This window comes from Nocardia sp. NPDC056611 (assembly GCF_042792755.1).
GTDB lineage: Bacteria > Actinomycetota > Actinomycetes > Mycobacteriales > Mycobacteriaceae > Nocardia.
Genome location: NZ_JBHTVV010000004.1, coordinates 598,360 through 620,264 on the forward strand (window position 1 = coordinate 598,360; position 21,905 = coordinate 620,264).

A 21,905-nucleotide genomic window follows, 5' to 3' on the forward strand; every position below is an offset into this window, starting at 1 on the left:
AAGAAGGAATGGACGAGACTTTCGACGATTACCTCGACGAAACGGGGAACATCACGATTCCCGAGGGACGTACCCTCGTCGACTACGTCGAGATGCACACTGCGGGCAATGACGCGAACGACCTTGCCTACCGCTACATCGACTACTCACGCGAGCGCGACGGTGAGTACCAGGACCTCACTTGGAGCCAGTTCGGCACCCGGCTGCGCGCGGTGGCCGCCCGACTGCAGCAGGTGACCAAGCGGGGCGATCGGGTCGCCATCCTGGCCCCGCAGGGCCTGGATTACGTCATCTCCTTCTTCGCGGCGATCTACGCGGGCACCATCTCGGTGCCGCTGTTCGATCCGGACGAGCCGGGCCACACCGACCGGCTGCACGCCGTGCTCGGCGACTGCACGCCCTCCGCGATCCTGACCGCGAGCTCCTCCGCCGCCGGCGTGCGGCAGTTCTTCCGCTCGCTGCCCGCGGCCCAGCGCCCGCGCATCATCGCGGTCGACGCCATCCCCGATAGTGTCGGTGAGTCCTGGATCCGCCCCGACATTCGCGTCGACGACATCGCGTACCTGCAGTACACATCCGGCTCCACGCGCGTGCCGGCCGGCGTCGAGATCACCCACCGCGGTGTCGGCACCAATGTGCTGCAGATGGTGAACGCGCTGGATCTGAACGAGAACTCGCGCGGCGTGACCTGGCTGCCGCTGTACCACGACATGGGTCTGCTGACGGTGATCCTGCCCGCCGTGGGCGGCAAGTACATCACCATCATGTCCCCGGCCTCCTTCGTGCGCCGCCCGTCGCGCTGGATCAACGAGCTGGCCGCGGTCTCCGACGGCGCCGGAACCTTCGCCGCCGCACCGAACTTCGCGTTCGAGCACGCCGCCGTGCGTGGCCTGCCCAAGGCGGGCGAGTCGCTGGACCTGTCGAACGTGCTCGGCCTGATCAACGGCTCCGAGCCGGTGACCACCACCTCGATGAAGAAGTTCAACGAGGCGTTCGCGCCGTACGGTCTGCCCAAGACCGCCATCAAGCCGTGCTACGGCATGGCCGAGGCCACCCTGTTCGTGTCGGCCACCCGGCACGAGGACGAGGCCAAGGTCATCTACGTGGACCGCACCGAGCTCAACGCCGGTCGCGTGGTGAAGGTCGAGCAGGGCACCGAGAACTCCATCGCGCAGGTGTCGTGCGGTTACGTCTCGCTGTCGCAGTGGGGCGCGATCGTGGACCCGGAGACCGTCGACAATCCCGAGGGCGCGCGTGAGCTCCCCGAGGGCGAGGTCGGCGAGATCTGGTTGCACGGCAACAACATCGGCATCGGCTACTGGGGCCGCGCCGAGGAGACCCAGAAGACCTTCCGGAACCGTCTCACCAACCGCCTGCCCGAGGGCAGCAAGGCGGGCGACGTCCCGCTGGACGGCAACTGGCTGCGCACCGGTGACTACGGCGTCTACGTGGACGGCGAGCTGTACATCACCGGCCGCGTCAAGGACCTGGTCATCGTGGACGGCCGCAACCACTACCCGCAGGACCTCGAGTACTCCGCGCAGGAAGCCTCGACCATGCTGCGTCCCGGTTTCGTCGCCGCCTTCGCGGTACCGGCCAACCAGCTGCCCGCCGAGGTCTTCGCGCAGGACAGCCACTCCGGTCTGAGCTACGACGCCGACGATGCCAGCGAACAGCTGGTGATCGTGGCCGAGCGCGGTCCGGGCGCGGGCAAAGCCGATCCGGCCCCCATCGCCGACGCGGTCCGCGCGGCCATCTCCTCCCGGCACGGTGTCACCGCTCGTGACATCCTCCTCGTTCCCGCCGGGTCGATTCCGCGTACCTCCAGCGGCAAGATCGCGCGTCGCGCCTGCAAGGCGGAATATATGGGCGGGACCCTGCGTGGTGGTTACACGCAGCAGGCCTTCCCCGATGCACCAGACGAGGAGTGAGACGACCGTCTCGAAGTTGGATGGCGCGAGCCGATAAGGTTCGCGCCATTCATGCATGAAAACACCGCCGCGCACCGTAAGCAGACAGGTAGCTTGAGGAACTGATGGCTGAGAACGAGGGCACGGACCCCACCCAGACGACCGAGAACGCGCCGACCACGGATGCCGCGGCGAAACCTGCGGGCACCGACATGTCGGTGCAGGATCTGCGGGAGTGGTTGCGCCGCTGGGTCTCCGATGCGACCGGGCAGCCGCTCGACAACATCACGGTGGACCGGCCGCTGGAGGAATTCGGCTTGGCCTCGCGCGACGCTCTCGCGCTCGGCGGCGACATCGAGGAGCTGACCGGGGTCGTGCTGAACGCGACCATCGTGTTCCAGCACCCGACGATCGGTTCGCTGGCGGAGCGCATCATCAACGGTGAGCCCGACCTTCCGGCCGAGGCGGCCGACGACTCGTTCTTCACCCAGGGGTTCCAGCCCGGCGAGGCCCACGACATCGCTGTCGTCGGCCTGTCCACCCGTCTGCCGGGCGCGGGCGATACGCCCGAATCCACCTGGGAATTCCTGATCAACCGCGGTGACGCCATCCGCGACCTTCCGGAGGGCCGCTGGTCTGAGTTCCTGACCGATCCGCGCGTCGCGGACCAGGTCGCGAACTCGAACGTCAAGGGTGGTTATCTCGACCAGTCCGTTCTCAAGAGCTTCGACGCGGAATTCTTTGCCACCTCGCCGGTCGAGGTCGAGCGCATGGATCCGCAGCAGCGGCTCGCGCTGGAGCTGACTTGGGAGGCGCTGGAGCACGCCAGGATTCCCGCCAACACGCTCAAGGGCGAGCAGGTCGGCGTCTTCATCGGCTCCACCGGCAACGAGTTCGGGATCATCGCCGGTATGGCGGCCGGGAACGTCGATCCGGGCACGCCGCTCTCCGCCGAGGGCTACGTCATCATGGGCGCCGTTTCGGCCATCATCCCGAACCGCGTCTCCTACTTCTTCGACTTCCGCGGCCCGTCGGTAGCCGTTGATACCGCGTGCTCGTCGTCGCTGGTCGCGGTGCACCAGGCCGTGAGGGCGCTGCGCGGCGGTGAGGCCGATGTGGCGCTGGCCGGTGGCGTGAACGTGCTGCTGTCTCCGGCCGCGACCCTCGCCTTCGACGCCAATGGCGGTGTGTCGAAAGACGGTCACATCAAGGCGTTCTCGTCGGACGCCGACGGCATGGTGCGTTCCGAGGGCGCCGGTCTGGTGGTCCTCAAGCGCCTCGCCGACGCCGAGCGCGACGGCGACACCATCTACGCGGTCGTCAAGGGCTCCGCGATCAACAGCGACGGCCGCTCCAACGGCCTGCTCGCCCCCAACCCGGACGCCCAGGCCGAGGTGCTGCGCCGGGCCTACCGCGACGCCGGAATCGCGCCCTCCACGGTCGATTACCTCGAGGCGCACGGCACCGGCACTCCGATCGGCGACCCGATCGAGGCGGATGCTCTCGGCCGAGTCCTGGGCCGGGGCCGCGAGGCCGACAAGCCCTTGCTGCTGGGTTCCGCCAAGACCAACTTCGGTCACCTCGAGGCCGCCGCGGGCGCGGCGAGCCTCGCCAAGGTGATCATGGCGTTGCAGCACAACGTCATTCCGCCGCACATCAACTACGCCGGTCCGAGCCCCTTCATTCCGTTCGACCAGGCGCACCTGAAGATCACCGATCAGGCGACCGAGTTCCCGCGCTACAGCGGTAAGGCCACGATCGGCATCAACGGCTTCGGTTTCGGTGGCACCAACGCGCACGTGGTCGTCCAGGAGTACATCCCGGCCACAACCGCGACCGAGGCGCCGGAGACCGCCGATCTCGACAACGAGACCACCGGCGTGATCTCCGAGGCCGAGGCCATCGTGGAAGCCACTGCGCCGGAACCGGAGTGGGGCAATCGCGAAGAGCCGATGCCGCTCATCATTCCGGTGTCGGGCTACCTACCGTCGCGCCGCAAGCGCGCCGCGAAGGATCTGGCCGACTGGCTGGAATCCGACGCGGGGCAGGCGACTCCGCTCGAGGATGTGGCCCGGGTGCTGGCCAAGCGCAACCACGGCCGCTCCCGCGGTGTGGTCGTCGCCAAGACCCACGAGGAAGCCATCGCGGGCCTGCGCGCCATTGCCGAAGGCAAGCCCGGCAACAGCGTCTACACCGCCGATTCCCCGGCCGCCCGTGGCGCGCTCTGGGTGATGGCCGGTTTCGGTGCGCAGCACCGGAAGATGGGCAAGCAGCTCTACCAGGAGAATTCGATCTTCCGCAAGGCCGTCGACCAGGTCGACGAGCTGGTGGTGGACGAGGCCGGCTATTCGGTCCGGGAGATGATCCTGGACGACGAGCAGGACTGGGACATCGGCACCGGCCAGGTCGGCACCTTCACCATTCAGGTGGGTCTGGCCTCGGTGCTGCGCGCGCACGGCGCGGAACCCGAAGGCGTGGTGGGCCACTCGCAGGGTGAGGTCGCGGGCGCGTACATCTCGGGCGGTCTGCCGCTCGAGGACGCGGTGCGGGTGATCTGCGCCCGCTCCCGGCTGATGGCCGAGGGCGAGGCCATGCTGACCGACGACCAGGTCCGCAATATGGCGCTGCTGGAGTACTCCGCCGAGGAGATCGCCAAGCTGCAGGAGACCGAGTTCCCCGACATCGAGGTCGCGGTGTACGCCGCGCCCAACAACACGGTGATCGGCGGCATGCCGGACCAGGTGCACGCGATCGTGGCGCGCGCCGAGTCCGAGGGCAAGTTCGCGCGCGTGCTGCAGACCCGCGGCGCGGGCCACACCTCACAGATGGACATGCTGCTGGGCGAACTGTCCGCCGAACTGGCGGGCATCGAGCCCACGAAGCTCAAGCGCGACCTGTACTCCACCGTGCACGCGGCGGCCGTCTACCGCGGCGGCAACGCGCCGGTCCACGACGTGGACTACTGGGTCATGAACATGCGTGGCTCGGTGTACTTCACCAACGCCATCCGCCAGGCCGTGGACAACGGCATCACCACCTACCTGGAGCTGGCGCCGAACTCGGTGGCGCTCATGCAGGTGATGGGCACCACCTTCGCGGCCGGCGTGCACAACGCGGCGCTGATCCCGACGCTCAAGCGCAAGGAGGACGAAGCCGCCGGCGTCGTCTCCGCGCTCGCGCAGCTCTACGTGCAGGGCCACAAGGTGGACCTGTCCTCGCTGCTGCCCGCCGGTGATTTCGCCGCCGTGCCGCGTACCGCGTTCCTGCGTAAGCAGTACTGGCCCAAGGTGACCGGCGGTTTCGGCGGCTCGGGCAACGCCGCGGTCCCGGGCGCGCACGTGGCGCTGCCGGACGGCCGCCACGTGTGGGAAGTGCAGGCCCAGGCCGTCACCGACCTGGCCGCGCTGGTGAATGCCGCTGCCGCACAGGTGCTCTCGGATGTCACCGTCGGCGCGTCCCTGGCGCACGAGGCGATTCCGGCGAGCGGCACCCTGACCACCACGCTCACCCCGCATCCGGGTGGCGCGTCGGTGTCGGTGCACGCCAAGGCGGGCAATGCCTTCCGTCCGCTGTTCGACGCGGTCGTCACCTCCGGCGCTCCGCTGCCGGAATCGGTGGTGGCGCAGCCGGTCGTGGCCGTCGAGGCGGCTCCGGCCGCCGCGGTCGAGGTCGCCGAGTCGGCCGGTGAGCGCTGGGATCCGAACGGCACCCAGACCATCGAGGCGCGCCTGGCGATCATCGTGGCCGAGTCCATGGGCTACGCGGTCGAGGACCTGCCCATGGAGATCCCGCTCATGGAGCTGGGTCTGGACTCGCTGATGGCGATGCGCATCAAGAACCGCGTCGAGTACGAGTTCGACATCCCGCAGCTGCAGATCCAGGCGGTACGCGACGCCAGCCTGCTCGAGGTCGGCAAGGTGCTGCGCTACGCCATCGAGCACCGCGAGCAGCTCGAGGACATCGCGGCCCGCCAGGCCGCCGGCGAGGACATCGCCGTCGACGCCGACTTCGTCTCCGCCGCGCGCGCCGCCATGGCCGCGGGCCAGGATCCGGCCGCACTGCTGCCGAAGACCGAGACCACCTCGCCGGTGGCCGAGGCCGAGGCGGTCGTCGAGGAAGCCGTTGTCGCCGACCATGAGGCGTCCGCGCCGATCGCCGAGACCGACGCCGACAACGTGCCTCCGCGCAACGGCGAGGAGCGTCTCGCCTTCGCGACCTGGGCGCTGGTGACCGGCAAGACCGCGGGCGGCATCTTCAACCAGCTGCCCGCGATCGACGACGACACCCTGGCGAAACTGGTGGCGCGCCTGTCGGAGCGGGTCAAGGCCGAGGTCGACCCGGAGCTGGTGAAGGCGTGCAAGACCATCGAGGACCTGTCCCGCGTGGTCGTCGAGTACCAGGGCAAGAGCTCGGATCTGGACGGATTCGTGCGCACGCTGCGCGCGAAGGAAGCCGGTTCGAACGCGGTGCCGGTCTTCGTGTTCCACGCCTCGGGCGGTAACACGCTGGTGTACGAGCCGCTGCTCAACCGGCTCCCGGCCGGTACCCCGATGTTCGGTCTGGAGCGCGTCGAGGGCACCATCGAAGAGCGTGCGCGCCAGTACATTCCGGAGATCCGCAAGAAGCAGCCGGAGGGCCCGTACATCTTCTACGGCTGGTCGCTGGGCGCGGTGTTCGCGTTGAAGGTCGCCGAGATCATGCGGGCCGAGGGCTCGGATGTGCGAGAGGTCGGCCTGATCGATCTGGCGCTGCCGGTAGAGCCGTTCGACGATTCGGCCGCGGAGCGGGTGGAGCGGATTCGCCGCTACCAGACCTTCGCGCAGAAGAACTACGGCTTCCTGGGCGAGCTCGATCAGGAACAGCTCGAGGAGCTGGCCGCGGCGTCGGACGCCGAGCAGATCGACATCATCATGGAGCTGCTGAAGTTCGCCGGGGTCGACATTCCGGGCGGCGTCATCGAGCACCAGCGCACCTCGTGGATCGACAGCAAAGAACTGGAGAAGATCGAGCCGACCAAGTACGACGGTCACGTCACCCTGTACCTGGCTGATCGATACCACGATGGAATGATCGAGCTGGAGCCGCGTTTCGCCGATCGCCGGCCGAACGGCGGCTGGTCCGAGCACATTCCGAATCTGGAGATCATCCACATCCCGGGCGATCACATCCAGATCATCGATGAGCCCCGGATCTCCACCATCGGCGCCGATCTCGCCAAAAAACTTGCGGAGATCGACACCACCGGGAAATAGCACCACCGTGACGCCGGTTCTGCGAAAGTAGGTTTTTGCCGAAAGGAGTCCAGTGAGCACCACCGCCGAAAAACTCGCCGACCTTCGACACAAGCTCGACATCGCGAGGGAACCGGCGGGTGATGCGGGAATCGCCAAGCGGGCGCGGAAGTCCATTCCTTCCGCCCGCGACCGCATCGATATGCTGCTGGACTCCGGAACTTTCGTGGAAATCGGTGCGCTGGTGCGCAATCCGGGTGACAAGAAGGCGCTCTACGGCGACGGCGTGGTCACCGGGCACGGCCTGGTGGACGGCCGCCCGGTGGCGGTCTTCTCGCACGACCAGACCGTGTACGGCGGTTCGGTCGGCGAGATGTTCGGCCGCAAGGTCGCGGGCATCATGGAATTCGCGGCCAAGGTGGGCTGCCCGGTGGTCGGCATCAACGACTCCGGCGGCGCCCGCGTGCAGGAGGCGGTGACCTCGCTGGCCTGGTACGCGGAGCTGGGCAGACGCCAGGAACCGTTGTCCGGCTTGGTGCCCCAGATCTCGATGATTCTGGGCAGCTGCGCGGGCGGCGCGGTGTACGCGCCGATCAATACCGACGTCGTGGTCGCCACCGAAGAGGCGTACATGTTCGTCACCGGTCCCAAGGTGATTCGCGAGGTCACCGGCGAGGATGTCAGTCTCGAGGAGCTGGGCGGCGCGAATTCCCAAGCGCAGTACGGCAATATCCACCACGTGGCCCGGGACGAGAAGGCCGCGTTCGAGTGGGTGCGTGACTACCTGAGCTACCTGCCCTCCAGCTGCCAGGAGGTGCCGCCGGTGGTGAATCCCGGTCTGGAACCGGAGATCACGGAGTCGGACCGGGAACTCGAGGCCATCGTGCCCGACGCCGACAATGCCGGCTACGACATGCACGAGATCCTGCTGCGCATCTTCGACGACGGCGCCTTCCACGAATTCGGTGAATCCGCGGGCCGCAATGTGATCTGCGGTTTCGCGCGGGTCGACGGACGCAGTGTCGGCGTGGTCGCCAATCAGCCCCTGGTCTACGCGGGTGCGCTCGACGCCCGGGCCTCGGACAAGGCCGCACACTTCGTGCGGCTCTGCGACGCCTTCGAGATTCCGCTGGTCTTCGTGGTGGATACGCCGGGCTTCCTACCCGGTGTGGAGCAGGAGAAGATCGGCGTCATCAAGCGGGGTGGCCGGTTCATCTTCTCGTTCGTGGAGGCGACGGTCCCGAAGGTGACCGTGGTGATCCGCAAGTCCTACGGCGGTGGGTACGCGGTGATGGGTTCCAAGCAGCTGGGTGCGGATGTGAATCTGGCCTGGCCGACGGCGCGGATCGCGGTCATGGGCGCGGAGAGCGCGGTGTCGCTGATCGGTGCGAAGACCTTGGCGGCGGCGCCGGAGGATCAGCGTGCCGCCATACGCCAGCAGATGATCGATTTCTACAACGCGACGGTGGCGACGCCGTGGGTGGCGGCCGAGCGCGGCTATATCGACGCGGTCATCGAGCCGTCGAGTACCCGGCTGGAAATCCGGCGGGCGTTGCACTTGCTCAAGGACAAGAGAATTCCTCGCAACCCGCGTAAGCATCACCTGCTTCCGTTGTAGATTCCGAAACCGTTGCGGGTCGCTCCCGTGTGTGAAAAGCTCGCATTTCATTTTGAAATGCGAGCCTTGGGAGCGAAGCACTAATGGCTACCCGTCGAATTCGGCAACTCATCATCGGTGGCGCGGCCACCGCCGCCACCGCCGCCGCGATCATGACCGCGCCGGCCGCGTCCGCACAGACCTACGGCATCATCTTCCCCGGCGGCCTGGCGCACGTCGGCACCACGTACAACCTGACCGTGCACGTCGCCGCCCCGAACGCGGGCACCCAGGTGGGCTTCTGGGTGCTGAACCCGGGCAGCAGCACGGTCGTCAGCCTCGGCACCGTTCCGGTCGACTCCTCCGGCAACGCCGTGCTGGCGTGGTCCCCGACCGCGGCCGGCACGTACTCCTTCACCGCGAACGACGATCTGACCGTCGGCCCCAACGGCGGATCGACGCTGGGTGTCCAGGCCACGGCCGTCCCCGAGGGCAGCATGGGCGGCACCGGCAGCTTCAGCGCGATCCCGGTCATCGGCGGGCCGCTGGTGGCCCTGATGAAGCTGATGGGCCTGGTCTAGGCGGCTCGCCGATTGCGCTGAATCTATCGGCTGTAAGGCATGAATGTGAGAGCCTTCAGCTATGAGTACCTCACCGCTGGCGCTACTCGAAGGCGGGCCGGAAGGCCTCGAAACACGGATCGTTCGGATCACTCCACCGGGAGTCGAACTGCGGGTCGCGTACGGGAACGGGTACGAGCGTTTCAAAGTGACGTCACGGTGGCAGGACACTCCGGACGGCAGTCTGCCCGTCTACGAGTGGGTCGCCCACGTCGACGCCGAGAAGTAGCCGCCGGAACTCGATCGCCGTACGACATGGCAGTGGCCGCCCGCTTCGTCGCGGGCGGCCACCGAATGCCTGACGCCTCGGGTCAGAAGACCCGCATCTTGCCCGGTGACCAGAACCCGGAGCGGTTCACCACGTGGGTGTCGATCTGCGCGGGCTTGGGGAAGTCGCCCTTGCCCGGATCGGCCGGGTTCGAGTAGTACGGCACGTACTGCTCCAGCGAACCCCAGTCGCGGTCGTAGTTGTCCTTCAGATACGTCGGAACCGTCTTCGACGACGCGAGCATCTGCGCCCAGCCGAGCGGGCCACCGAATTCCTGCGCCTGCCAGGTGTTCGTGGAACTGATCGCGAGCGGGCGATCCGGCAGGATGCGGTACTTGGGGGCCGCGTCGACCACGCCGTTGTGGTGGTCGAACGGGTGCTGGCACGGGAACTGCAGGCCCACCGCCCAGTCCAGCAGGATCGGCTGGGTCCGGCCCAGGTAGCTGTCGAGCGACACCAGCTTGGGCACCCGCGGCGGCGTGAACGCCAGCCACTGATCACCGATCAGGATCGGGTCATTGGCCCGGATGCGCACCACATTGGCGTCGTCGGACAGCGCCGAGAACGGGATGCGCAGATTCCGCCAGGACGGGGCCGGGCCGATGTCGAGCGGCCGGTAGGCCCGGATCTCACCGAGGCTGCCATCCGGATTCCGGTGCGCGTACTCCAGGAAGATGTCCTGGCCGTAGGTCATATTGCCGGTGTCGTCGAACGACATCGCGCGCCCGGCCGCCGAGATGACGATCAGCGGGGAGTCGTCCGAACGCTGCGGCAGCTGGTACCAGCTCGAGGTGAGCGAGGCGGGCTGCTGCACGCCGTCCTGGTAGCTGCCCATCACCGGGGTGGTGGCCGGGTCCAGGCCGAACGGCAGCGCCACGGTCGATCCGTTGACGCCCTGCGCGCCCTTGCCGCCGCCGGTGCCCGCGTTCTGGCCCTCCTCGAAGGCCGGGCCGACGGTCTGGGTGGAGGTGTTGCCGGTACCCGGCTTCACCTCGACGGCGTCCGCGTCGAGCTTGGCGGCGACCCCGTTGGGGGCGAAGCCGACGGGGTTCTCCCCGGCCAGCGGGTCGCCGTTCAGCGGCGGGTGGGCGGGATCGATGATCGGAGTCAGGTTGCCGCTGTTGACATTGCCCTCGACGAGCACGTCATTGGCCAGGCCGCAGGTCTTGCCGGTGACCGCGTCGATGTTCGAGCGGGCCAGCGAGTAGGCCGGGTACTGCTGCACCGCGCCCTTGAGCAGCGACACCACCTCGAAGATCACCATGAGCGCGGCGACCACGGTGAGCGGAATCGCGGCGAACCTGCGGATCCGCTTGCCGCGCTGAGTCTTCCCGGTCGCCATCGGCTTGGCGTAGCCCTCGCGCAGCGACTGCCACGCCACCACCGCCAGCGCCAGCCCGAACAGCATGAGCATCAGGGTGTTGGACTGGAAGCCGTGCAGGGAGACGGTCTTGTCGTACCACGGCACGCCGTAGCTGGAGACGTACCAGTAGCCGTTGATGCCGGAGAAGGCGACGGCGAGGGTGAACAGCAGCCCGGCCAGGAAGACCGAGCGGTTCTTGCGGGACCGCAGGGCGGTGGCGGACACCGCGACCGCGGTCACCGCCGCCAGCGAGCCCGCGATGCCCGCGTACGAACCGAAGTGGTGGGTCCACTTGGTCGGGTTGAACATCATGAAGAAGATGGTTCCGAAGACCACGCCCATGAGCCGCCAGGTCGGCGCGCTCGCGATGCCCGGCACCTGTCGCCGGCGCAGCAGCACCAGCATGGTGGTCATCAGGCACAGGATCATGAGCAGGAACGCGAAGCGGCGGGCCAGCGAGCCGTCCACCGTCTCGACGAACAGGTAGTAGTAGCGCAGATAGTCCTTGTACCAGGCCAGATTCGGTCCGGTCACCTGCCGCACCCGGTTGGCCTCCATGATCCCGGCGAAGGTCTGATCGGCGAAAACCGCCACCAGCACCAGGGTTCCGGCCGCCGCGATGGGGGCCAGCAGCGCCACGTCACCGAACTGCTTGCGCCGCCGCACCACGATGGCGACCAGCGGCCGGATGCCGGCGAGCAGGGCCGCCACACACATCAGACCGGTCGGCGCCGCCGCCAGCGTGAACGCCGCCACCAGGACCGCGACCGCGGCGGGCAGCAGTCGCGAGGTCGCGATGGCCCGCTCGATGGAGACCCAGGTCAGCAGCGCGCCCAGGGCCACGATCGGCTCCGAGCGCAGGCCGTTGTCGTAGGGCAGCCAGAAGGCCAGGAACACCAGGCCGCCGGTCCAGAGCGCGACCTTGGAACGCGCCACCGCATTGCCCAGGCGCGGCACCACCTCGCGGCTGATCACCAGCCAGCACAGGATTCCGCAGAGCAGCGCGGGAATTCGCACCCACGGGCTGGAGGTGGAGATCTCGGCGAAGGCCTGGATGACGTAGTAGTACCAGCCGAACGGCGCTTCGGGCACGCCGTACCAACGGAAGTAGTTGGCCAGGTAGCCGGCGTGCGGGGCCGCCCGCACCATGGTCAGGATGTAGCCGTCGTCGGAGGTGTTGGCGCCCACGAAATGCCACAGCAGCAGGGTGCCGATGATGCCGCCGTCCGCCCACGTCGGCTTCAGCCAGTGCGCGGGCAGGATGCGCCGGTGCCCGCGGCCGTCGCTGGTGTCCAGCACCGCGAGCGCGCCCATGGCCAGCAGGGTGAGCAGCACGGCGGCGATGATCGCGACCAGCTTGATCAGCGTCGGCGAGGACGAGTACCGGGAGTCCACCGTCATGTGGAACGAAAGGCCCTCCGGGACGCCGCCTTTCATATCGGTGAAGACGCCCACCACCTGCGGCCGCAGGTCGCCCAGCAGTCGGCCCTCGATCGGCACGGTGACCAGTTCCCGGCCGCCGTCGGGGGTGGTCTTCTCGATCGTGCGGGTGACGCCCTCGAAGACCGCGTAGGTCTCCTTGCTGTCGGAGGTGATGACGAGCTTCGAGCACTCGTTCATCTCCGCGCGGGTGGCGGTGGCCACCACGGCATTCCGATCCAGCACGTCGACGCTGTCGCCGGAGACGCGGACGAACATGGCCTCCAGGTCCGCGCTCTTGCCCTGCGGCGGTGCCGTTGCCAGCAGGATGCCGCCGCGCGGATCCAATTGCCCGACCGCGGAACAGGGGATGGTGACGTTCACGTCGATCGGCACCTGCGACACCAGGGCCGCCTGCACCGGATCCAGCGAACCGCGCTGCGGCCAGCTCACCTCCGCCTGGGTCTGCTGCACCGGCAGGAACGGCGTCGCCAGCGCGAACAGCGCCCCGAGCAGGCCCGCGACGATCGCTATCAGCTTCGCTACCCGGTAATCACGCGGGTTCGCGGGGTCGGTCGCCGGAGGGTTCGGCTTCGTGAGCACTGCGGAGGCGTCTGGCACGGTTGCTGATCGTATCTGCCCTCTCTGAGAGTGGCGGTGTTCACTCCCGTGCCGCGACAGGCATGGTGTGAATCCTGCTATTTGGCCTTGATCGGCGAGTCCTTGGACAGGCCGGATCGGGTCTCGACGGTCACGTCCAGGGTCGGGCGTGAATTCGCGTTCGGGGCATACGGGGTGAACTTCTCGAGGGCGCCCCAGTCCCGTCGCCAGTCGTGGTTCAGGTACGACGGCCGGGTCTCGGACTGCAACAGCAGACCGGTCCAGCCGAGCGGCCCGCCGCCGATATCGTCCTGCCAGGCATTGGAGGCGTCCTGGCCCACGCGGTCGGGCAGGATGCGCCATTCGGGCACCTCGGCCACGCCGTCGTGGTGGTCGAACGGGCGCTGGCACGGGAACGCGAGGCCCACGTGCCAGTCCTCGAGCACCGGGGCCTGATCGCCGACAAGGGAATTCAGCGTCCGCAGCTCGGGCAGCCGGGGCGGGGTGACCGCCAGCCACTGGCGCGGGGTGAGGTCGGCATCGTTGAGGACCAGGCGAATCGCGTTCGCGCCCGCGGGAATCTGGTCCAGCGGGATGCGCAGGTTGCGCCAGGACGGGTTCGGGCCGATGTCGATGGGCCGGATCTGGCCGACCTCGCGGACCTCGCCCGCGGCGTCGCGGGTGCCGTACTCGACGATCAGGTCCTGTCCATAGGTCTGGACGCCGTCCTTGTCGAAGGACTTGACGCGGCCCGCCGCGGTCACCACCAGCACCTGGTAGGCCGGGTTGTCGCGCACGGCGTTCAGCTTCTCGGCGTTGTACCACTGGGTGGTGAGCTTCGAAACCTGCTGCTCGCCATCGATGTAGCTGCCCAGTACGGGGGTCTTGGCCGGATCCAGGCCGAAGGGCAGGGCGACCGAGCTGCCGTTGATACCGGCCTGCTCGCTCTTGCCGCCGCCGGTGCCGGCCCCGGTGGTCTTGGAGGTCTTGTTGCCGGACTTGTCGTTCACCGAGTTGGCGCCGCCGGTGACGGTCTCCTCGGCGTCCGCGGTCAGGTCGGTGGCCACGCCGTTGGGGGTGAACCCGGTGTTCTGCGCGGCCAGGCCGTCGGCGTCGGAGCCGGTCCACGGGTGCAGCAACGACCCCGCGGTGTCGGTCTCCACCAGCACCTCGTTGGCCAGGGCGCACGAATCGCCTTTCAGCGCGCGCAGATTCGACTGGGCGATGGAGTAGGCCGGGTACTGGCCGGCGGCCGCCTTGGCCAGCGACAACACCTCGAACAGCACCAGTACGGCCGCCGCGATGGTGAGCGGCATGCTGGCGAACTTGTCGAAGCCGCGCACCGGCCGCGGCGTCGTGTACGGCTCCCGGAAGTGCTGGTAGGCCGCGATCAGCAGGCACAGCACCGCCAGTCCCAGGAACAGGGTGGAGAAGCCCTTGCCCGCGACCAGCGGGGCCTTGTCGAACCACGGCACGCCGTAGCTGGACACGTACCACCAGCCGTTGGATCCGGTGAAGGTCATGGCCAGCAGGAAGAACACCGCCGCCGTGAACAGCGTCCGGTTGCGCGGCGAGCGAATCCCGTTGACCCCCACCGCGACCGCGGCCAGCGCCGCCAGCGATCCGGCCAGGCCCGCGTACACGCCGAAGTGGTGTGTCCACTTGGTGGGCGTGAACATCATCAGGAACAGCGACATGAACACGATGCCCAGCACCCGCGCCGACGGACCGCGCGAGGTGCCCGGGATGCGGCCGTTCTTGCGCAGCATCACCATCACGCACACGCCCAGGCTCAGCAGCATGGCGAGGATGCCGAATCGGCGGGCCAGCGAGCCGTCGGGGGAGAGCATGAGCAGCGAGTCCCAGCGGGTGCGTTCGTCGAACCAGGCCACATTGGGGCCGATCAGGGTGCGCACCCGGGTGGCCTCCATGACCGAGGCCAGGGTCTGATCACCGAAAACGACCACCAGCACCAGGGTTCCGGCCGCGATGCCGGGCGCGAGCAACGCGCCATAGCGCAGCAGCCACGAACCGCGCTGCTGCCCGGCGCGTGTGATGATCACCATCAGCACCGGCCGCGCGCCCGCGATCAGGGCCGCGATGCAGATCAGGCCGGTCGGCCCGGCGGCCAGTGAGAAGGCGGCGATCAGCACGCCGACGGCCGCGGGCAGCAGCCGCCCGGTGGCGATGGCGCGTTCGATGGAGCACCAGGTCAGCAACGCGCCCGCGGCGATCAGCGGTTCCGGTCGCAGACCGTTGTCGTAGGGCATCCAGGCGGCCAGGAACACCAGACCCGCGGTCCAGATCGCGACCTGGTCGCGGCGCACCCGGGAGCCCAAGCGCGGCAGCACTTCCCGGCTGATCACCAGCCAGCACACGATGCCGGCCAGCAGCGCGGGCAGCCGCATCCACGGGCTGGAATCACTGATCCGGGTCATCCAGGCCAGTACCTCGTACGGCCACCCGAAGGGCGCCTCGGCGACCCCGAACCAGCGGTAGTAGTTGGCCATGTAACCCGAATACTTCGAGGCCCGGGCCATATTCAGGATGTAGCCGTCATCGGAGGTGTTGGCCCCGATGAAGTGCCACACCACCAGCGTGCCCAGCACCGCGACATCGGCGAGCCGCACCCGCCACCAGTGCGCGGGCAGGAAGCGGCGCGGCTTGCGGCCGTCGGCGGTGTCGAGCAGGTGCAGCGCGTACAGCGACAGCAGGGTGAACAGCACCGCGCCGATGGTCGCCAGCCGTTTGAGCCAGGTCGGGCTGGAGGTGAAGCGCGCGTCGATCTGCACAGTGGCGGAGGCTTTCCCGAGCTGCTCCCGCTTCAGATCGGTGAACAGGCCCACCACCTGTGGCCGGGTGTCGCCGCCGACGGTGCCGACGAACGGCGTCTCGTCCTTGCGCGCGACACCGGTGAATTCCACCCGGGTCTGGGTGGCGTCCGAGCGCACGGTCACGGCGCCGCAGTCGCCGATCTCCGCGACGGGCGCGGACAGCAGCGGAATCAACCGCACGAGCACCGAGAGCACGGGCCCCTTGCCGGGTTCGTCGGTGACCTTGACGACCAGGCCCTTGGTCTCGGCCTGCCCGGAGGCGGCGGGCACCGTCGAGAACAGCGTCCCGCTCGGCGACTCCCGCAGCACCTGGCACGGCAGTGTCACATCGAGGCTCAACGGCACATAGGAGACCAGGGGCGCGGCCACGTCGGCCGTATCCCCTTGCGGCCAATGCAGAGTGGGCCGGTCCTGCTGCACCGGCAGGATCGGTGTGATCACCGCCAGCAGGAATCCGAGAAGACCGGACACCAGGGCGAGGATGCGGATGCGGTGGAACGCTCGGGAGTCTGCGCGCACGAAGAACGACTCTATGATGGTTGTTATCCGAACTGGGCGTGGGGCCGGGCCGGAAGACAAGAGGAATCATGACCGAGCTGCGACCTGGCGAAGTTCTCGCCGGGTATGTGATCGCGCGGCGGGTCGGGGCCGGGGGATCGGGCGTGGTCTACGCGGCCCGGCATCCGCGGCTACCCCGGCTCACGGCTCTGAAGATCTTGAAACGTGACGAGGTCGCCGAAGACGACGAGGTGTGGCGGCGTTTCGAGCGTGAGGCCGATATCGCGGCGCATTTCGACCATCCCAATATCGTGCAGATCTACGACCGCGGCGTCGCCGAGGACCGGTTTTGGATCTCCATGCAGTTCGTGGACGGCGCGGACGCCGGTGAGCTGCATCATGTTTCGCCGGAACGGGCGTTGAGCATCGGCGGTGAGATCGGGGCCGCGCTGGATTACGCGCACGGCAAGGGCGTGCTGCACCGGGATGTGAAGCCGTCCAATATCCTCATCGCCGATCCCGAGAGCGGCCGCCCGGAGCGGGCGCTGCTCACCGACTTCGGTATCGCCCGGCTGCGCGACGAGACCACCAAGCTCACCCATACCGGAAATATCTCCGCCACTTTCGCTTTCGCATCACCGGAGCAGGTGAGTGGGAAACCGGTCGGTCCGCGATCTGATCAATACTCGCTGGCCTGCACGCTTTTCGTGCTGCTCACCGACCAGCGGCCCTTCACCGCCGACAATCCGCTGGCCTGGGTGCACGCCCACACGCAGGAGAAGCCGCGGCGGCTGAGCGAACTGAACCCGGCGCTCCCGGAAGCCCTGGACGACGTGTTCGACCGTGCCCTGGCCAAGGACCCGGAGGACCGCTTCGACAGCTGCGTGGATTTCGCCTATGCCGCCACCGAGGCGTACTACTCCGATCCGGCCCTGGCCGTCACCGCCCGTGCGCGCCTGTTGCATCCGCCGCCTCGGAGCATCGGAAAGCGAAGACGGAAACCGCTGTGGCACGGCCGGTTACAGCGGCGTGTGCTGATTCCGGCCGCCGTCGCCGCGGTGACCGCGGCGGGCGTGGGATTCGCGCTCGACCACGGCAACTCGCCATCTCCGCCGACCGCGCGAGGAATGGTGCCCGACCGGTTCGTGGGCACCTGGCTGGCCACCGAGGGCCAGACCAACTACCGGCTCACCGTGCAACAGGCCAAGATCGGCGACCCGGTGCTCTCCAACCGGGTGGACGGCGTGCTGCCCAACGGGTTTCCGTTCCACTGCGAATTCTCCGCCCCGCTCGACCAGGTGCCCGGCGACGGCGACCGGCTCATCATCGGCACCTCCGAGATCGTGGTGCGCGAGCCCTCCAACGCCTGCCGCGCCAACGGGCCCACCACCCTCACCCTGCTGCCCGACGGGCGGGTCAGCCGCAAAACCGATGTGAGCGGCCTGATCACGTACACCAGCGCCGACACCCTGATCTCCTCCTGGGGCCGCGAGGACGCCGCCATCGCCCGCGCCTTCCCCAGCCTGATCGGTCAACTCGCCGCCAACGGCACCGCGGTCGGCTGGCAGGGCGGATCCTGCCGTCCCAAGGATCCCGGTCCGGACGAGGCGGTCCAAGGCGCGCACCGGGTGCGCTGCAATGCCGAGGACGCCACCGGTCAGCCGCGCTTCGACTTCCTCGACTTCGACACCCGCCCGGGCAAATCCGTGGCCGCGCTGTTCTTCGGCGGCAATGCCCGCGTCACCCCGGTAACGCATCAGGACGTAGCGGGTGATCTCACCGTCACCACGGCGGCCTCGGTGGATCCGGCCGTCACCCGGGACAGCGAGAGCCAGCGCGCGCTGGCCGCGGTCTCCTTCCCCGACGGCGATCCGCGGTCGCGTTTCGTCATGGTGCTGCACTGGCCCGGGCACACGGTGAACAACCTCCTGACCGACTGGCTCGACCGGGCTCCACTGAAGTAGCAGGGCTCCACTGACGTAGGTAGGTGCGCGATCATGGCCGATCCGAAGCCGGGCGAGGAGATCGCCGGATATGTCATCGAACGCTGGATCGGGGCCGGGGGATCGGGCACCGTCTACGCCGCCCGACATCCCCGGCTACCCCGCCTGGCCGCCCTCAAGGTGTTCAACCGCGACGAGGTGGACGCCGACACCGAGGGCTGGCGGCGCTTCGAACGCGAGGCCGACATCACCGCCCGCTTCGACCATCCGAACATCGTGTCGGTCTACGACCGCGGCGTGGACGCCGGAAGACTGTGGATCGCCATGCAATTCGTGGCCGGCCCCGACGCCGACGGACTCACCGGCCTGGCCCCCGAACGGGCGCTGCGCATCGGCGACGGCATCGCCTCGGCCCTCGACTACGCGCACGGCCAGGGCGTGCTGCACCGGGATGTGAAGCCCTCCAACATCCTGCTCTCCCCGGCCGCCGACGGCCGCCCCGAACGCGCCCTGCTCACCGATTTCGGCATCGCGCGCCTGCGTGACGAGACCACCCACGTCACCAAGACCGGCGACATCTCCGCCACCTTCGCCTTCGCGTCCCCCGAACAGGTCTCGGGCCGCTACCTCGACCCGCGCACCGACCAATACTCGCTGGCCTGCACCCTTTTCGTGCTCCTCACCGGCACCCGCCCGTTCCTCGCCACCGACCTGGCGGGCTGGATCTACGCCCACACCAGCACTCCGCCCCTGCACGTCACCCAGCTCCGCCCGGACCTGTCCGCGGCCTTCGACCCCGTCTTCGACCGCGCCCTGGCCAAACACCCGGACGAGAGATTCCCCAGCTGCACCGATTTCGCCGACGCCGCCTGGCACGCCTGGCAGACGGGTTCCGCCCGGACCGTCCTGAACCCGGCCGCCGCGGCCCCGAACACCCCACCGCCCGGCTTCGTCACCGACCCGTCCATCCTGCGCTCCCCCCGCACCGACCCCACCCTGCTCCGCTCCTCCCGCACCGACCCCACCGCCCTCGCCGGCGGCTACCGCACCAATCCCGGCGCACCGGCCTACGGCGTCGCCTACGGCGCGCGCACCGGATCCTTCGAAGACGCCGCGCCCCACCGGCATCGGGCCCCCGAACCCGTCCCGGTGTCGACGGGGGTGAGCCGCGGCGTGGTCACCGGCCTGCTGGCCGTGCTGGCCGCCGCCGTGATCGGCGGCAGCGCCATCCTCGTCACCATGTACCTCGAAAGCCACGGAAGATCCACCGGCACACCGCTGTCCGCCGCGGTCACCACGGTCGCCTCGGCCGCCCCCACCGCCCTCACGACGGTCGCCGCCGCCACCCCACCCGCCTCCGCGGGCCGCGTCCCCTCCGCCTTCGTCGGCGACTGGTCCGGCACCAGCACCGCCAACGCCGACCGCTACCGCCTCTCCATCCGCCAGGGCAACCTCGACGACGTGGTCGTCACCTCGACCGTCCTCCGAGACAACCGCCCCATCTGCGTCTTCGACTACCGCCTCCTCGGCGTCCCCGGCACCGCCGACATCACCGTGGGCGCGGGCAACCTGGTCACCGGCGACGCCGACGGCTGCCTGGTCCAAGGCACCCACGAACTCGTCCTCACCGACGGCCGCATCACCCGTGCCCTCTCCCGCAGCGGCGCCGTCACCTACACCCGCACCAACTGAGCACCGAAAAGCCCTTGGCGGCACGCTGGTTCGCTCCGGCGCGAATCACGGCGGAGCGACCTACTGCACCGAGGTGAGCGCGCCGCCGACCCGCTGACGCGGGGTCAGTGCAGGAGGCCGCGGACGTCCCACAGCCAGACGCCGTCGACGTATTTGGCGGGGAAGCCGAGGAGCTGGTCCAGGGTCAGGCGGAGGGTGTCGGCGTTGTCGGTGGGGGGCAGGACGACGACGTCGGCTCGCCAGTAACGGAGGTCGACCAGGGCGCGGATGCGGTCGGATTCGTCGATCGACGGAATCTTGTTGGACTGCTGGGCTTTCGTCAGCAGGGTTGCGGTGGGGCGGTCGTCGGGGCCGTAGCGGCCCTTCTTGGAGGAGCCGGTGGGGCCGACGAAATAGCCTCCGGCGAGCGGGAATTCGAAGCCGGAGTCGACCTGCCAGCGCAAGGCGCGGGCGTCGGGGGCGGTGGGCGGCGGGGCGATCACCACGGAGCCGCCCGAAACGTAGTGGCGCACCGTGCCGTCGGTGAAGAACGCGGGCGTGGGGGCGCGCTGGACCACCGGCAGGACGGTGGGCGTGAGCGGCAGCAAGGCGAAGACCAGGGCGGCGAACAGGGCCAGCGGGCGCCAGTCGGTGGCGGAGACGCTCCAGTAGTCCAGGGCGCGCTGGGTGGCCAGGACCAGCACCACCGCGATGGCGGGGATGGCGGCCATGGTGAAGCGGGACTCCAGGACCGAATTCAGCAGCGGCACATGGTCGAGCCACTTCCACGGCAGCACGATGCCGGTGTCGCCGAGGCCGATGGTGGCCGAGGCGCCCAGCGACAGGATCGTGAACAGGGCGATCACCGCGGCGGCGGCCCGCACCGCGCGTTCCCGCCACATGAGCGCGATGGCCACCGACACCACGATCCACAGCGGCCAGCCGAAGTACGAGTTCTCCTCGGTCGCGTTGATGGCCACGTTCTGGCCGTGTGAGAACACGCCGCCCAGGGACTCGGACGGGAACTGGAACAGCGCCTTCAGGTCGTTCTTCATCGGCCCGTGGTCGATGGAACGGTAGGACTGCGGCCCGAAGAACTGCCACCACAGCGGAATATCGGTCAGCGCCACCGTGATCAGCGCCGCCAGCAGCACCGGCGGGGCCAGGCTGCGCACCATCCGCAGCCCGGCCTTCGGGGCGTGCAGGTGGTAGACCAGCGCGAAGAGACCGAACGCGAGCGCGAAGATGAGCAGCGGCTCCTCACCGAGCGCGATCTGCATCGCCACCAGCAGGCCCAGCACGAAGGCGTCCTTGTTGCGGCGACCGCGGGTCACCTCGGTGCCCGCGGCCGCGCGGCGCGCCATCCGAATCACCTTCAGGGCGATCACCGGCAGCAGCGCCAGCAGCACGAAATTCGGGTGGGCGTTGGCGTGCGAGATCATGGCGGGCGCGAACCCGCAGAACAGGCCGCCCACGGCCGCAGCGAATTTGGACGAGACCAGCTCGCGGGAGAACAGCCAGTACCAGGCGAACGCGGTGCCGCACAGGCCCAGCGTGAGGACCAGCACGAACGTGACCGTCGGGCCGAACAGCAGCGTGACCGGGGTGAGCGGCACCCCGACTCCGAACATGGCGGTATTGGCCATCATGTTCACGCCGTCGGGATAGTTCTGCAGCGTGGTGCCCAGCGGATTGTGCAGATGCGAGACATCGTGGGCGGTGACCGCGAAGAACCACTCCCACATGGTCTGGTCCTGGCCGCTCTTGATCAGGTAGCCGCGGTCGGCGTGCATCCACTGACCGGACAGCACCAGCACCGCCAGCGACAGGTACGCGCCCGCGACGAACAGATCGGCGCGGGCCAGGCGTAGCCGTGCGGCCGTGCGCTGCGTGCGAGTCAGGTTGGGATTGGCCGTATTCGGCGTGACGCGGTCGAGAACCGCCACCGCCG

The 21,905-nt window shown here is 68.7% G+C and carries 10 protein-coding genes; 7 read left to right on the plus strand and 3 right to left on the minus strand.

What is annotated here, in order from left to right; all coding sequences use genetic code 11:
- Positions 1 to 8: 8 nt before the first annotated feature.
- The 5 genes from fadD32 to ACFRAQ_RS24145 all read left to right on the plus strand — a co-directional run bounded on the left by fadD32 (position 9) and on the right by ACFRAQ_RS24145 (position 9,587).
- A complete protein-coding gene (gene fadD32, locus ACFRAQ_RS24125) occupies positions 9 to 1,931 on the plus strand; it encodes a long-chain-fatty-acid--AMP ligase FadD32 (RefSeq protein ID WP_379103204.1) in 1,923 nt (640 codons plus the stop codon).
- A 104-nt stretch (positions 1,932 to 2,035) separates the two neighbouring features.
- Positions 2,036 to 7,162, plus strand: coding sequence for a polyketide synthase Pks13 (gene pks13 / locus ACFRAQ_RS24130; RefSeq protein ID WP_379103206.1), 5,127 nt, complete (start codon positions 2,036 to 2,038; stop codon positions 7,160 to 7,162).
- A gap of 52 nt (positions 7,163 to 7,214) precedes the next feature.
- A complete protein-coding gene (locus tag ACFRAQ_RS24135) occupies positions 7,215 to 8,759 on the plus strand; it encodes an acyl-CoA carboxylase subunit beta (RefSeq protein ID WP_379103208.1) in 1,545 nt (514 codons plus the stop codon).
- A gap of 83 nt (positions 8,760 to 8,842) precedes the next feature.
- Positions 8,843 to 9,319, plus strand: a complete 477-nt coding sequence (locus tag ACFRAQ_RS24140) for a hypothetical protein (RefSeq protein ID WP_379103210.1) — start codon at positions 8,843 to 8,845, stop codon at positions 9,317 to 9,319.
- A 61-nt stretch (positions 9,320 to 9,380) separates the two neighbouring features.
- Entirely contained in the window at positions 9,381 to 9,587 is a 207-nt protein-coding gene (locus tag ACFRAQ_RS24145; protein WP_357088157.1) for a DUF5988 family protein, read from the plus strand.
- An 82-nt stretch (positions 9,588 to 9,669) separates the two neighbouring features.
- On the opposite strand, the gene ACFRAQ_RS24150 is transcribed toward ACFRAQ_RS24145, so the two are convergent.
- Positions 9,670 to 13,029, minus strand: a complete 3,360-nt coding sequence (locus ACFRAQ_RS24150; RefSeq protein ID WP_379103212.1) for an arabinosyltransferase domain-containing protein — start codon at positions 13,027 to 13,029, stop codon at positions 9,670 to 9,672.
- Between the two features lie 77 nt (positions 13,030 to 13,106).
- A complete protein-coding gene (locus ACFRAQ_RS24155; RefSeq protein ID WP_379103214.1) occupies positions 13,107 to 16,361 on the minus strand; it encodes an arabinosyltransferase domain-containing protein in 3,255 nt (1,084 codons plus the stop codon).
- Between the two features lie 68 nt (positions 16,362 to 16,429).
- On the opposite strand from ACFRAQ_RS24155, the gene ACFRAQ_RS24160 reads away from it, so the two are divergent.
- Both ACFRAQ_RS24160 and ACFRAQ_RS24165 read left to right on the plus strand, forming a co-directional pair.
- Positions 16,430 to 18,304: a serine/threonine-protein kinase gene (locus tag ACFRAQ_RS24160; RefSeq protein WP_379103216.1), complete on the plus strand. Its 1,875-nt coding sequence runs from the start codon at positions 16,430 to 16,432 to the stop codon at positions 18,302 to 18,304.
- Positions 18,305 to 18,337: 33 nt separating this feature from the next.
- Positions 18,338 to 19,975, plus strand: coding sequence for a serine/threonine-protein kinase (locus tag ACFRAQ_RS24165; protein ID WP_379103218.1), 1,638 nt, complete (start codon positions 18,338 to 18,340; stop codon positions 19,973 to 19,975).
- 104 nt (positions 19,976 to 20,079) lie between these two features.
- Here the strand turns inward: ACFRAQ_RS24165 and ACFRAQ_RS24170 are convergent, their stop codons facing one another.
- A complete protein-coding gene (locus ACFRAQ_RS24170; RefSeq protein ID WP_379103221.1) occupies positions 20,080 to 21,900 on the minus strand; it encodes a glycosyl transferase in 1,821 nt (606 codons plus the stop codon).
- Positions 21,901 to 21,905: the final 5 nt, after the last annotated feature.